The organism is Trueperella sp. LYQ143 (assembly GCF_046599595.1).
GTDB lineage: Bacteria > Actinomycetota > Actinomycetes > Actinomycetales > Actinomycetaceae > Trueperella.
Genome location: NZ_JBKIWR010000029.1, coordinates 1 through 13,973, shown reverse-complemented (window position 1 = coordinate 13,973; position 13,973 = coordinate 1). Strand labels below are relative to the sequence as shown.

Genomic DNA, 13,973 nt, shown 5'->3' with positions numbered 1-13,973 from the left:
CACCAACAAGCCAACACCACCATACCCACCTGGGGCGACGCAATCTGCTGGAACGAACTCCACCACACCACCCCATACCACAACACCTGGGACTAACCCACAAGCAACACATTTTGTCCTATAACCCTAGTTTCCCCATAAAGCGTACTTGAAGTATAAACTCCCAGCTATCTGGTCAAGCCGTTCGCCCGTTTACTGGCAGAAAAAGCAGACGCCCCAACGGGCAAGGAACGTGCTACACCAGCAACCACAACGGTGCAGCTAATCCACTATGCAGCCAAACAGATCTACGACGTAGCCGAACGCTCCATCACCCGACAACTAGGGTATATAAGAGGATTAGAGCCAAAGCCACAACTGAAGCTGGAGCATGGCACGACAGAGACAAAATACGCTTTGCCCGAGAAAACAACTTCACCACACCAGCCCCTACCAAACCGCTGGGACTAACCCCCACTTACACAATCTGCTCTATAACCCGAGCCTGCCCTGGCATACACTCGACGATCGCACTCCGTCACTGAAGCCGTGAACAACCTTGTCAAATAGCGAAGGCTTCGAATAGAATCCTCGATTCCACAACTACCAAGGGTGATGTCTGCTCTACGCAGGCACATCCAAGTGCTAATTCATGGGCAGCACCATCTATCCCTAAACTCACTGAAAATCGAAGCTGCTTTTATTGGACGTGAAGGCGTGTATGCGGAGTGGTATTTATCGGTGCGTAAACGTAAGTAGTGGTTAATGATAGTAGGCCCACACCGAATGGTGTGGGCCTAGCAGCGACTATCGGACGAGTTACTTCTTCTCGTCAGTTGTTAAACCGGCCGCTTCAGCAGCTTCCTTCTCTTTCGAGACGGCTTCATTGGCAAGGTCTTTGGCCTTATCGGCGGCGTCGCCAGCCTTATCTTTAGCTTTATCGGCAAGATCTTCTGCTCCATCCTTGACGTCTTTAACGGCGTCCTTCGCGGTATCCTTGACGTCCTTAGCGAGATCCTGTGCCTTTGCCTTTAGCTCGTTCAAACGGGCTTCTCCAGCGTCAGTAGCCTCATCCGCCGCTTCCTTGACGGCCTCAACAGGGGATTCCTCGCCCTGTTCATCGGCGGTGGCGACATCTTCCCAGTAGGACTCCGCCCACGGGTCCTGCACCGGCTTAGAACGCGACCAGGCGGCGTAGGCAATAGCGGCACCGGCACCGGCAACAAGAACGAAGCCAAGGAGCTTGCGACCGCGCTTCTTCGTCGGTTTCTCAAATTCTTTTCGAGATGCTTCGACAATGCTACGCGTGCGGCTCGATAGATCACCAGAGCTATTGCGGGCTTCTTCGATAGCAGCATGGAATGCTCGCTTGGCCCGTGGATAGTAATCTTCCCGAATACGACCAACGGTATCTTCCGCGCGTGCGGCTGCATCCTTGACGTAGGGGCGGGCCCGATCGGCTGCGTCCTTCAGGTATGGACGGGCACGATCGTAGGCTTCATGAGCAGCATTATTTGCCTTGCCGTAGGCGTCCTGCGCGAGCGGGACGATACGTTCGGCCGCCATTTCAGCGTGTGGAGCTGCCCATGTGCGAGCTGCTTTACCAGCTTGTAGCGCCCGATCTGAAACCTTTAGACCAGCATTGCGTGCCTGATCGGCAAAAGACGAAGCCTCTTGCATGAGCTTGTCTTTCTTGCTCTTCCTCTTACAGCACAGAAACGACATTGACATACCTCCAAAACTCACGGATGGTTCCATCCGTCTCAACACCCATTTTTCCACGTGTGGAACAATATTGCAGAGCCTTGCCACGTATTATCTAATAAATTTCGCCGTTAGCACGTATGACGCTGTGGAAAGTCTCAATATTTTCTCAGTATGTGCGAAGATAGGGCCATGAAAGCAACATTGCACACCACCTATGGTGATATCACAGTTGATTTGTATTCCGACGAGGCACCGGAAACGGTAGCCAACTTTACTGAGCTGGCAACCGGAAAACGGGAGTGGCTTGATCCTAAGACGAATGAACGGACGTCGCGGCCTCTGTATGACGGTGTCATCTTCCATCGCGTTATCGCTGGATTCATGATCCAGGGTGGCGATCCTTTGGGTACGGGTACGGGCGGTCCGGGATACGTCTTTGATGATGAGATTGCTCCGGAATTGAACTTCACCGAGCCGTATATGCTCGCTATGGCTAATGCAGGTAAGCGTGGTGGCCGAGGAACGAACGGATCGCAGTTCTTCATTACGGTAGCCCCTACCACCTGGTTGCAGGGTAAGCATACGATTTTTGGTCGCGTTACCGATGTGGATTCTCAGGCTGTTGTGGATAAGATCGCTACGGCAGAGACTGGCCCGATGGATCGTCCTGTTGAGCCGATCGTCATCAATTCTGTTACTGTTACCGACTAAACATTAGGGCTATTGCGGCTATATGAGCCATTCTATTCCCAATATGATGCTATATGTCTGATATAGATTCACCGGCGGGAGGGTCATCCTCCCGCCGACTGTTTACCGATTATCCACCAGTTACCATCGCACTGATTGTGGCGTGCGTATGCGTCATGATTGCGCAGTATTTCTGGCCACAGGTGTATATTGATTTGGCGTATCACCCGTATATAGCTCACTACGAGCCGTATCGCTTTATTAGTTCAGCGTTTCTCCACAGTGGATTTTGGCATCTCGTGATTAACATGCTGTCCTTGTGGATTATTGGGCGGATTACCGAGCCGATGTTCGGAGCGGGACGTTTCCTGACGATATATTTCCTCAGTGCAATTGCGGGAAACGTCGTGGCGACATTTATCGGTTACCTGATGAATCAGGAGTACGTGATTGTTGGCGCATCTGGTGCGATCTTTGGTTTATTTGGTGCGTTAATCGTCGTTGCTCAAGCTGGGCATGTGCCCATGAAAAGCTTTTATATTGTTCTCGCGATCAATATTGCATTCAGCTTGTTATGGCCGCAGGTATCGTGGCAGTCCCATCTTGGCGGTTTGATTACAGGTGCTCTCATTATTGAGTTGTGGTTTATGGTAGCGAAAGTCTGCCGTCGCTACGCAGGTATTGCGTCTGTGATGCGAAAGAATCCTCGCTATTTAGTTGCCGTTAATGTTCTGACGGCGTGTTTATTTATAGCGGCACTGCTGTATCCCATGTACATGTATTCAGACCGTATCTAGCTAGCCACAAACGTTTCTCTATCTCGTCGATTTCCACATCTTACGTTCTGTGCCAGGAAAGATATCTGGGGAAAAGATTATCGGGATGTGGAACGAACTGTGCGACGAGAACAATAGTTATTCACGTACTCATCCACTACTGTGGAAAATTACATGCATGTTATTCCACTGGTGTGGATATGCCTGGGGATAAATTACACGGATGTTATTTCCGCTGAGATGTGTTGTGATTTTGCGGATTCTTCTAGAAAAACATGTGCTAACAATGCAGTTCAGATAACAACGTGAAGCAGGAGATTGCCGCAGAACCGAATATGACGTTCCAGTACGTGCTAACAACGTTTGTCGTTACTAAGGCGATAAACGTCAGGCTTAATCTGCGGTAGTGGCCCGTTCCCCATTTCTGAGCCGAACTGGAAATCCCGCAGGTGCAGCAGGAGGTATAGGACGAAGCGTGTGAGTAGGTCTATTCCCGGGCGTCAAGAAATAACAAGAAATAAACAAGGAACAACAGCAGGAAATATCAAAAAAGAACGATAAGAACAGCAAACGGGTAGGAGCATGGATTGCCCTACCCGCCTTATACTGCGGAAATATGCTTCCTCTCGAGAAAGCTACTTCCATCCCATCGTCATCAAGAAACCGACAAGCATGAAACCAATACCGATAAAGAGATTGACATTGCCGTTCTCTAAGCCAGGAATGGGATAGCGTCCGGAACTAACGTAGGTAATGACGATGATAAGCAGACCAATCAGGGCCAAACCCACCATAACGGGAACCCACCAGCGTGGGGACGCCTTGGGGGCTTTCTGATCCTGACGCATCTGCGCCTGCTGGCGGGCAATACGCCGCTGCTCGACCTTCTTACGTTTCTTCGACTCGGGCATCTTTCATCCTTTACTGATAATGATGTCTTAAGCCTATACAACAGAAAGCCAAAACAGGAATTAGCTGCTGGCAGATTTTCCCACCAATTCCTGCAGGTGCGATAAGCTAACGCACGTATCGACTGCAAAGTCCCTCATGGAGAGGTGTCCACGCGGTTTTCGGTAAGATTTTATCGAGGCCATATTGGGCTATCCCTAAGCAAAGGATGAAGTATGACACATGCCGATTCGACCCTGTCAACCCGTCATGGCGACCGGCGAAAGCCATCCCTGTTTATCAATATCATTGGGATTATCGGCGAGTTGTGCATCACTATCGGTTTAGTACTGACGCTTTTTATCGTCTGGCAAGTGTGGTGGACAGATATTGAAGCGAATCGCGAACAACGCGCTGCAGTGGAAAAGATCCAAGAGCAATTCGGTCAAGTTGATACCACCAAGATTGCTCAGCCACAGCCAGGGCCACCACCAGACTGGACGAAACCTCTCGCTGAGGGGGAGACGATCGGAGTCATGCGTATTCCAGCTTTTGGTCTGACCTATGCCTACACGATTCAGCAAGGCACAGCCTTGGAAGAGATTTTGGATAAAGGCTCGTTCGGGCACTATGCAGAGACGGCACTGCCAGGCCAGGTAGGTAATTTCTCCACGGCGGCGCACCGGCAAACCTACGGCGCTCCCATGTTGCACGTTGACCAATTAGAAGACGGCGATCCTATTGTGGTGGAGATTCCCGATGCGTATTTGGTTTATCGTGTCGTTGGACACGAAATCGTAGCTCCCGATGCGACCTGGACTATCGCTCCAGATCCATTCCAAGCCCTAGCCGCCCAACAAAACGGGGGCTCAGCCCCAGGAGAACCGACGCGACGCCTACTGACTATTACCACGTGCCATCCGCCGTTTATTTCTAATGAACGCTGGATTGTTCATGCAGAATTCGAGTATTGGACGAAGCGAAGCGATGGTATCCCGCAGCCGCTGGCCGATCCGGCCGCATCTGGTTCCGGTGCCGCAGGGGTTTCGTCGCCCTCTTTCGATCAGCCAAGTTCTATGCCGGCGCTGGGCGAGAAATATTTTCTAACAGATCTTTTTGCTGATAGCTCCGCGACGAAGAAGGAGATGTAGATGTATGCAGCATTATGGCGGATTTTGCCAGGGCCGCGATGGCTCAAAGCAATTGAAGCACTTATTTTGATCCTCGCAGTGGTTTATGTGCTCTTCGAGTTTGTTTTTCCCTGGGTAATGGAAAACACGAAACTTGTTGACAATACGATTGGAAACTAGCAAAACACTAGTTATCACAGTTACGTGTGCCGATAATCAACGTAGCGCTTTCTTGTGTATAGCGCCGAGAAGCAGGATGTATTATCGGCGCGGATAGACCGCAGGGATCACCTGGATTCGCGTTATCTCTCCCAGATAGCGAAGGAGAGTAACAAAAAATTCCTTGATTCCTGCGGTCTTTTCGCTTATGCAGGGCGGCATTGATTGTGACTGCCTTGGATGACGATGTGATACCCGTGGCAGGGCATCCAGTGAATACTCCTGTACCTTGCTTACCGCTGCCCAGTCCTCAGCCCATCAGATCAATTCATTCACCGAGCAAACCCCTAGCTACAACCACGGCATTATGCGGGTTTGTAGCGTTATGGGTTCGCTCGTCAGCCGTTCTTGTTTTTATCTTTATCTTTATCAGTCGGCTTTGGACTCGGCGTTGTCGTCGAGGCATCTGTTGGCGGCTGTGTCGGAGCTTTGGCAACAACGAGATCAACGCGCTGATCATAGGGAACTTTTCCGGGGCCAGGAGTCATTTCTAAGACGACACCAGGGGCATAATCCGAGGTTTCCCGTTCGGTAATCGAAATCGTTGGAATATGTAGCTCATCGCGCAACACAGCTTCGGCGTCCTTTACGGCAAAGCCACGCAGATCCACCAACATGATTTCACCAGAAGCAACTACCAGATTTACCGTCGATCCCTTACTTACTTCAATACCTGCACGCGGATCTGTTGAGGTGACAGTGTCTTTTGCCTTTCCGGGAATATCTTGCGTATCCACACGCCCGACTTTCAACCCAGCGTCTTCTAGAGCTTTCTTCGCTTGATCTTGGTTGTAGTTGCCGTTGGAGACGTCGGGAACTTTTACTTTTCCTACACCCGAAGAGAAATGGACGATGACGGTGCTTCCAGCGTTAACCGTGGAGCCGATCTGCGGGTTTGACGAGACGAAAATGCCGACGGGAATGGTGTCATGCTCGACAGGATCGCCAATATCGAGAGATAGTCCCGCTTTTTCCAGCGTCTGCCGGACTTGCGTCTGATCCATGTTTTGCATATCCGGCACGGTAATTTGCGTCGCCGTTGGCTCTGACTTTGGAGGCTCGTGGTGAGTAGAAACGTAGGCATAGATGATTCCTATCGTGGCCAACACGAAGAACAATATGCCCAAGAAGATGTACATGCCATTTCGGCGCGGCTCTTCTTTACTTTCCGTTTTTACCGACGCGGGCGCGGGTGCGGGCTGCGCGAGGGCAGGGGAAGCCGGAGGAACAGCAGTTGCCGTCACGGATGTTGCCGGAATAGCGGGGGTGACGTGAGTTGGACCGGAAATAACCTGCGTTTGCCACGACCCTACCGCCGGCGCAGAGACGCTTTCACCACGGTAAGCAGCAAGAAGCTCAGCTCGCATATCTCCCGCGCTTTGGTAGCGATCCTCACGGCGTTTTGCCAGAGATTTCATCACTACGCGGGCAATATCCTCAGGGATATCGGGCGCGATATTGGCGGGTGGAACCGGAGTTTGGGAGACGTGCTGATACGCCACTGCCACAGCGGAATCTCCACGGAATGGCGGCTGCCCGGTTAGTAGTTCGTAGAGCAGGCATCCGGTGGAATACAAATCTGAGCGCGCATCTACCACTTCACCGCGGGCTTGTTCGGGTGAAAGATACTGAGCAGTACCGACGACGGAGTTCGTCTGCGTCATGGTGGCGGCTGAGTCGGCGATAGCTCGGGCAATCCCGAAATCCATCACTTTGACCTTGCCATCCGGGGTCAACATGATGTTGCCAGGTTTTATATCTCGGTGAACGATCCCCTCGCGATGCGAGTATTCCAAAGCAGATAACACGCCGACGACGATCTGAACGGCTTCTCCGATTGGTAGTGCGTCCCCGTTTGATAGGAGCTGAGATACCGTCCGGCCCTTAACGTATTCCATGACGATATACGGCAACGATAGGGTGCGCCCAGAATCTGAGGTCATCGTTTCTTCGCCGGTATCATAGACCGCAACGATAGACGGGTGATTCAAAGCAGCAGCAGACTGCGCTTCCCGCCGGAAACGCGCAACAAACGTCGGGTCGCTTGCGTGATCCGTTCGCAATACCTTCACAGCCACTGTTCGCGATAGACGAGTATCGTATCCCAGATGGACTTGTGCCATACCGCCGCGACCGATGAGATCACCGACCTCGTAGCGATCTCCTAGGATGCGTGGTACTTCAGCCATGCCACTCTTCCTTCTCTTAGGATGCTGGGTGCATCGTTAAACATATTGCCGCAGTTCTGATGAAAAGCTCTAACTATTAACGTTACAATCCGGTTACAGTTTGCCGACGGGTTAAGATCCGCGGTGCCCTGGTGCGGATATGCGTGGGGATATGCCCTGATAGCACGGGCTAATTCGATGACACGTGCTGATCTGTGTGCGGGGTTTCCACTCATTGGCTCACCACCGCTTCAATAACCGCGCGAGCTACTGGGCCGGCCACCTCGCCACCATCGCCGCCATTTTCCACAAATGCGGCAACAGCCACGCGCGGGTGATCGGTGGCATCGAAGCCCGCGAACCAGGCGTGTGGTTCTACCTCGGGGGAAATCTCCGCTGTTCCCGTCTTACCGGCAACTTGAACATTTCCTAACGCAGCATGTGTTCCAGTACCACGGTTAACCACATCAATCATCATTGAGCGCATATCACTGGCCGTTTTTGCTGATATTGGACGGCTAAATTCATGTGGTTCAGTTTGGGATAACACGGCCAGATCGGCAGATAGGGTTTGATCGACGAGATAAGGGGTCATAAGTACCCCGTTATTTGCGATTGCTGCCGCAACCATTGCCATTTGCAGAGGCGAGACGCGCACATCTTGCTGCCCGAAAGAGGCCATCGCCAAGGCTGCTTCGGAGGAATTCTTGGGAAAGACCGCTCCTCGCGTTTCCAATGGAATCTCGAAATTGGTGTGGAATCCGTAGGCTTCTGCCATTTTCGTCATGGCATCTTGCCCGAGACGTTGCCCACCAATAGCAAATGCGGTATTGCAGGATTGTAAGAACGCCTGCCGTAGTGGAACTTTTCCGGAACCATCTCCGCAGGGGCGCTGCCCAGGATTGAAGATCTTGTGATCGGTTTGCGGAGGGGTGTAGGTCGTGGGGGCGTCGATCAAAGTATCGGCGGTAATCCCGGATTCCAACATTGCCGAAGCCGTGATGAGCTTAAACACTGAACCAGGGGCAAAGAGATCGCCACCGATAGCTCGATTTTCTAGCGGATGGGCGGGATCTGATTCGTAGCTATTCCAGCCTTGTTGTGCAGTGGCAACATCATGCGAGGCGATGATATTCGGATCAAAAGTGGGTTTGGAAACTAAAGCTAAAATTTTTCCGGTTTCTGGTTCAATAGCAACGACTGCACCTCGTTGGTTGCCGAGCGCATCCCAGGCAGCTTGTTGAGCTCGGGGATTAATTGTGAGAGAAACACCGCCGCCTTGTGGCTCTTTACCAGAGATCAGTTCGTTGAGGCGTTGGCCGAAAAGTTCGTCTGAGCTTCCGGATAGCACCCCGTTTTCAGCGCGTTCCATTCCGGTCATTGAGTTATACACGACGGAAAAATAGCCGGTAATGGGCGCATATAGCTCTCCGTGGGAGTAGGTGCGCTGGTAACGGTAAGGCGAATCAACGGCAGTGGAGCCGGTAATGGCTTCTCCGGCGACGATAATCGGACCGCGATCTATCCCGTACTGCTTGTAGAGAGTGCGAACGTTGCGCGCGTCAGCATTGAGCGAGTCTGCTCGGAAGAATTGGAGTGACGTCGCCGCCGCCATGAGGGTGAGAAACATGACGATGACGATGGCAGTGAGTTTACGTAAGGGGGGATTCATCGGGATACCACCACCGTTGGTTGCCGGTCTGCTTCTTCGGGTGAGGGAGCTGTGGCAGGATCGGTCAGGGTGAGATCACCTGAGTCGCCACTTGATACCGGCGGAGCTGTAGGAGTGTACGGACGGCGGGCCGCGTCAGACATACGCAAGAGTAATCCCACGATAATCCAGTTGGTCAGCAAGGCAGATCCCCCTAAAGCCAGGAACGGCATTGCTAAACCAGTTAATGGAATAACGCCGGTTACTCCGCCAACAACGACGAAGCATTGCACAGCGATGACGAAGCCCAATCCAGAAGCAAGAAGTTTTCCAAAACCATCACGCAGATCGATGGCAACCTTAAAGGCGCGCGAGACGAAGAGTAAGAAGATTGCCAAAATGGCGAGCAGGCCAATCAGTCCGATTTCTTCCCCGAAAGAGGCGATGATGAAATCAGAGTTCGCAGCGAAAGAGTTTGTGGGATAGCCTTGCCCAAAACCAGTGCCTACCATGCCGCCGGAGGCCATTCCAAACCAGCCTTGGACGAGCTGATAAGAGCCGAACGCAGAGTTGTAAATATCAGGATCCAGGGGGTGCTGCCAAATTTCAAAACGCGCCTGGATGTGCGGCATAATCTGCACAATCGCATACACCCCGACGATGGTTAACAGCCCGCCGAAGATAATCCATGAGATACGTTCGGTAGCGATGTAGAGCAGGGCGATAAACAAGGCAAAGAACAGGATCGCAGTGCCGAAGTCGCGTTCCATCATCAGGATTCCCATACAGGCAATCCAGGCGACGAGGAGCGGGGCAAAATGCCGAGCGCGCGGCAACTGAATCCTAAAGAATTTCTTACCCGCTAATGCCAGGTTGTCTCGCTGCACGACGAGGTAACCGGCAAAGAAGATTGCAAACAGAATTTTTGCCATCTCGGCAGGCTGATAGGAAAATCCAGCGAAGTGAATCCAGATTCGTGCGCCATTAATCGTTCGCCCCAGCCCCGGAATCATGGGCATGAGCAGTAGAAATGTGCCACCGATCAGCGATAGGTAGGTGACTCGGCGCAATCGACGGTGGTCGCGAAGGATACCAACTGTGGCTACCATGAGGATCAATCCGAGTACTGCCAGCCGTGCTTGCCCCGTCAGCTCTGGCGCCCCTCCGCGAGCCACTAGGGCAAAGTCGATACGGTGGATCATGACCAATCCGAGGCCGGTTAATGCGACCGCAATGGGAAAGAAGGTTGGATCAGCCCAGGGCGCCCAACGTCGGATAAAGATATGGGCTATACAGACCGCTATGACCACCAGAGCCATGATGAGGGCAAAACGTGGTGGAACAGGGCTCGTTGCATGTTCTGTTTCCGCGTGATACACCAAGATCCAGGCGATAGCACAGATAACTAGGGCGATGACGAGAAGCCCAATTTCTCGCAGTCGCCCGGTGCGTGCGCGCTGTTGCGTGACCACGCTCATCGGTCGTGATCCTTTTCTTGGGTGACTGGGGGGACTGTTGGCTGAGTGCGCGGCGTTTGCGAGATACGAGGCGTGGCGTCGTCGCGTGAGGTGGGGAGCCCGCTTGGTGCGCTGGGGGTATTCCCACTGGGTGCCGTACCGCCGGTAGGGGTGGTACCTGGGCGATTCTCTGTCGGAGGATATACCGACGGAGACGGGGTATTTGACGGTGCGGGGTTCGTTCCTGCGGGATCTTTACTACTATCTCGTTCATGGGCGGCGAGATCTGCGATTACTTTTTCGGCTTCTTCCAGCGATCCGCGGGTAATCGGCGAATCAAGACGGCTTTGTGCCACGGGGGCAAGATCCGTCAGGCGAATGGTGGTCTTGGTATGCAGATGGGAGAGCTTAATTGGCCCAAGATCATTAGGAACGCCTTGGAAAATAGCAAGATACCCCTCTGAGGTACTGACGTAATACTGCCGTTGTGACCAGGAATATGAGCCAAATCCCGCGCCGAGGAGGACGAGAAGAATAACGATAGTCACCCCGAGGCGCGCCCAGATTCGACGAAGCGGGGTGGGTGCGGGGGCGTCGTCGTCCTGAATCTCATTATCCGGTGCCGCGTCGGCGTGCGATCGGCGCAATGCGGCGGCCTGTGCGGCAGCAGATTGCCCGCCACGGGTTGGTTTGGCGGCGTCAATGGCGGCCGATCCAACAATGAGTGGACCACGATCAGCGTGAGGTTCTTCGGTATCGTCATCAACGATGTCGGCAACAATAACTGTGACGTTATCTGGAGCGCCCCCAGCTAGTGCGAGATCAATAAGCTCCTGGGTACATGCATCGACGTCAGGATAGTCGATAAGCGTCTGGGCGATTCGTTCGTCGGAAACAACGCCGAACAGCCCGTCGGAACACAGTAGCCAGCGATCCCCAGGGATGGCGACGCGCAAGGAGGCATCGATGTCGAGTGGTTCTGGAGTGTCGCCGATATTGCGCATAATCACGTTTCGTTTGGGGTGATTTGCAGCTTCTTCGGCAGTGATTTCTCCGTGATCGAGGAGATATTGGACGAGGGTATGATCCTTGGTGATTTGCATGAGGGCGTTTTCCCGTAGCAGGTATGCCCGAGAATCCCCAATATGTGCCATCGCTAATTTATTCGAGGAACGCAAGATGGCAATGCACGTCGTCCCTAAACCAGCTAGTTCAGTTTGTTCTTCAGCACGTTCAATAAGTTCGCTATGGGCCTCTTCGAGTGTGGTGTGCAGGAGAGAGAGGAGATCTTCTGCCTGGTGAATGTCATCAATTCTCGCCAAATGGCCGACGACTACCGAGGAGGCAATATCGCCACCTGCAGCCCCGCCCATGCCGTCGGCGAGAACGAGGAGGTTATTAGAGGCATACCCAGCATCCTGGTTCGTAGAGCGAACCAGACCGACGTCAGATAGTGCGGCATAGCGAAGCGAGAGTGTCACCGGCGTAGCTCCATCGTCGTTTTACCAATGATGATCGGAACTCCCGGTGCAAGCCGCGTAGGCTGGTAGATCCGGGTGTTGTTGACCCACGTGCCGTTAGTTGAGTTGAGATCCTCGATATACCAGTCGGCGCCGTCGGTGTAGAAACGGGCGTGGCGGGCAGAAGCAAAGCCGTCATCTAATACCAGAGCAGAATCCGGAGATCGGCCGACGGTTAGTGCAGAATTGCCCAAAGGGATTGTGGTGCCAGTCAGATCACCGGCGCTGACCACAAGCTGCCAGTGGGGTTGCGCGTTGGGGGCAGGGCGAGGTGGCTGCGCGGCCGGAGTGTTGTGCCGTTGCGAGGAGCGTGCAGGTCGACGCGCGGCGCGGTCGCGGATTGCTGTGCCAAATACGTCGTTCTTGATAGTGATGACGATCAAAAGAACGAAAATCCATAGCAGCGCAAGAAAACCGAAGCGCAGTAGCGTGAGAGTAAGTGGGCTCATGAGGACTCCGGAGTGGTCCAGAATAAAATACGGGTACGCCCTATCGTGATGGTGTTGCCATCAAGCAAAGTGGCGGCGGTGATGCGATGACCTTCGACGTATGAACCGTTCGTCGTGTTCAAATCGGTGGCGATCACTCCGCCTGGGGTAATGCGCAGTTCGAGGTGCTGACGGGATACTCCTGGATCGTCAACGGTGATATCCGCGTTTGATCCGCGCCCAATGACGGTGACGGTTCCCGTGAGGATGTAGCGCTCGCCGTCAATATCAATGATGGGGTTTTCTGGGGAAGCGTAACCGGTTGTTGCCGGTGCAGCCGCGCCTCGCCGCGAACGACCTCGCACAACGAGTTTCCCGCGGGTCAGCTCCGCATTTTTGGTGAAGGTGATGGATACCGGCCCAAGGAAGGCGTATTGCTGTTCGCGGGCGTGTTCGGTGGCGATGTCCGTCAGTTCTGCGCGAATTTCTGCTTCGCCCCAGTCGGTGAGCTTGTCGAAATCGGATTCTGATAAGGAAATCTCGAATTCGTTAGGGACGACAACGCGATCACGGCTAACCGCTGCTGCCCGATCGTCCATTGATTTCTTGATTCCCGAGGCTAATTCGACGGGTTTGAGATCGGAACGGAAGGCGCGGGAAAACACGTTCTCAAAGGCATTTTCGACGCCGCGTTCAATTTTATCGAAAGCGCCCATGTCTATCCTTTCAGTGTCTCGAAGTCGAATCTGCTCCTAGGGTACTCTGTATTGCGGAGGGAATACAGAGTACCTGGGAACGATGGTGTGGGAAAATGCGATTCGCACCATAGCGTATGACGTGAATATGACACGAGTGGGTCTGCTGTGTAAACTGGTTCGTGCTATCGAACTGGCTCGAGTGGCGGAATAGGCAGACGCGCACGGTTCAGGTCCGTGTTCCCTTTCGGGAGTGGGGGTTCAACTCCCCCCTCGAGCACCACCTCCTATCAGGTAAAGATAGGGCTTATGGATGAGGGTATATGCCCTCATTTTTTGTTTTGGAATACTCTGTGGGCGAGGGAATCTGCTGGAACGAACTCCACCACACCACCCCATACCACAACACCTGGGACTAACCCACAAGCAACACATTTTGGGGTTATAGGACAAAATGTGTTGCTATTTTTCGGGTTTTTCGTTGTGTTGATGCGCGAAAGTGGGGGTTTTAGTTGGTTGTAGTCAACTAATTGGTCGGACAAATTGTGTTGCTTTTGTCGGGATTTTTTGGCGTTATTGCGGGGGAAACTGGGTGTTGTAGTTGGTGTGTTTTAGGGGTTTGGCACTCTGTTATGAATGACGAGTGTTAAGTGCCCGGGGTGCGG

Annotated in this window: 12 protein-coding genes and 1 tRNA gene; 5 read left to right on the top strand and 8 right to left on the bottom strand. The window is 53.0% G+C overall.

What is annotated here, in order from left to right; translation table 11 throughout:
- Positions 1-798 precede the first annotated feature (798 nt).
- Positions 799-1,704 (bottom strand): hypothetical protein, encoded by a 906-nt coding sequence (locus tag ACLHIL_RS08745; RefSeq protein ID WP_411297582.1) that lies wholly within the window; start codon positions 1,702-1,704, stop codon positions 799-801.
- A gap of 171 nt (positions 1,705-1,875) precedes the next feature.
- Here ACLHIL_RS08745 and ACLHIL_RS08740 point away from each other — a divergent pair, with 171 nt between their 5' ends.
- The gene (locus ACLHIL_RS08740; RefSeq protein ID WP_411297581.1) at positions 1,876-2,397 is read left to right on the top strand and encodes a peptidylprolyl isomerase; all 522 of its coding nucleotides are present in this window, start codon (positions 1,876-1,878) and stop codon (positions 2,395-2,397) included.
- Between the two features lie 53 nt (positions 2,398-2,450).
- Positions 2,451-3,173: a rhomboid family intramembrane serine protease gene (locus ACLHIL_RS08735; RefSeq protein ID WP_411297580.1), complete on the top strand. Its 723-nt coding sequence runs from the start codon at positions 2,451-2,453 to the stop codon at positions 3,171-3,173.
- 614 nt (positions 3,174-3,787) lie between these two features.
- Here ACLHIL_RS08735 and ACLHIL_RS08730 read toward each other — a convergent pair.
- Positions 3,788-4,063, bottom strand: coding sequence for a cell division protein CrgA (locus tag ACLHIL_RS08730; protein WP_411297579.1), 276 nt, complete (start codon positions 4,061-4,063; stop codon positions 3,788-3,790).
- A 213-nt stretch (positions 4,064-4,276) separates the two neighbouring features.
- Between ACLHIL_RS08730 and ACLHIL_RS08725 the strand changes: the two genes are divergently transcribed.
- Both ACLHIL_RS08725 and ACLHIL_RS08720 read left to right on the top strand, forming a co-directional pair.
- Positions 4,277-5,191 carry a class E sortase gene (locus tag ACLHIL_RS08725; protein WP_411297578.1) on the top strand — a complete coding sequence of 305 codons (915 nt, stop codon included), beginning with the start codon at positions 4,277-4,279 and terminating at the stop codon, positions 5,189-5,191.
- Positions 5,192-5,350, top strand: a complete 159-nt coding sequence (locus ACLHIL_RS08720; RefSeq protein ID WP_411297577.1) for a hypothetical protein — start codon at positions 5,192-5,194, stop codon at positions 5,348-5,350. It abuts the gene before it with no gap.
- 377 nt (positions 5,351-5,727) lie between these two features.
- Here the strand turns inward: ACLHIL_RS08720 and pknB are convergent, their stop codons facing one another.
- From pknB to ACLHIL_RS08690, 6 genes are all read right to left on the bottom strand, one after another.
- Positions 5,728-7,578, bottom strand: a complete 1,851-nt coding sequence (pknB, locus tag ACLHIL_RS08715; protein WP_411297576.1) for a Stk1 family PASTA domain-containing Ser/Thr kinase — start codon at positions 7,576-7,578, stop codon at positions 5,728-5,730.
- A 211-nt stretch (positions 7,579-7,789) separates the two neighbouring features.
- On the bottom strand, positions 7,790-9,229 hold the full coding sequence (locus tag ACLHIL_RS08710; protein WP_411297575.1) for a peptidoglycan D,D-transpeptidase FtsI family protein: 1,440 nt from the start codon (positions 9,227-9,229) through the stop codon (positions 7,790-7,792).
- Positions 9,226-10,686, bottom strand: coding sequence for an FtsW/RodA/SpoVE family cell cycle protein (locus tag ACLHIL_RS08705; RefSeq protein WP_411297574.1), 1,461 nt, complete (start codon positions 10,684-10,686; stop codon positions 9,226-9,228). The genes ACLHIL_RS08710 and ACLHIL_RS08705 overlap by 4 nt, the downstream gene beginning before the upstream one ends.
- Positions 10,683-12,146: a protein phosphatase 2C domain-containing protein gene (locus tag ACLHIL_RS08700; RefSeq protein ID WP_411297573.1), complete on the bottom strand. Its 1,464-nt coding sequence runs from the start codon at positions 12,144-12,146 to the stop codon at positions 10,683-10,685. Before ACLHIL_RS08700 ends, ACLHIL_RS08705 begins: the two co-directional genes overlap by 4 nt.
- A complete protein-coding gene (locus ACLHIL_RS08695) occupies positions 12,143-12,634 on the bottom strand; it encodes an FHA domain-containing protein (RefSeq protein WP_411297572.1) in 492 nt (163 codons plus the stop codon). Before ACLHIL_RS08695 ends, ACLHIL_RS08700 begins: the two co-directional genes overlap by 4 nt.
- A complete protein-coding gene (locus ACLHIL_RS08690) occupies positions 12,631-13,329 on the bottom strand; it encodes an FhaA domain-containing protein (protein ID WP_411297571.1) in 699 nt (232 codons plus the stop codon). The genes ACLHIL_RS08695 and ACLHIL_RS08690 overlap by 4 nt, the downstream gene beginning before the upstream one ends.
- Before the next feature lie 175 nt (positions 13,330-13,504).
- Between ACLHIL_RS08690 and ACLHIL_RS08685 the strand changes: the two genes are divergently transcribed.
- Positions 13,505-13,591 (top strand) — tRNA-Leu (locus tag ACLHIL_RS08685).
- Positions 13,592-13,973 lie beyond the last annotated feature (382 nt).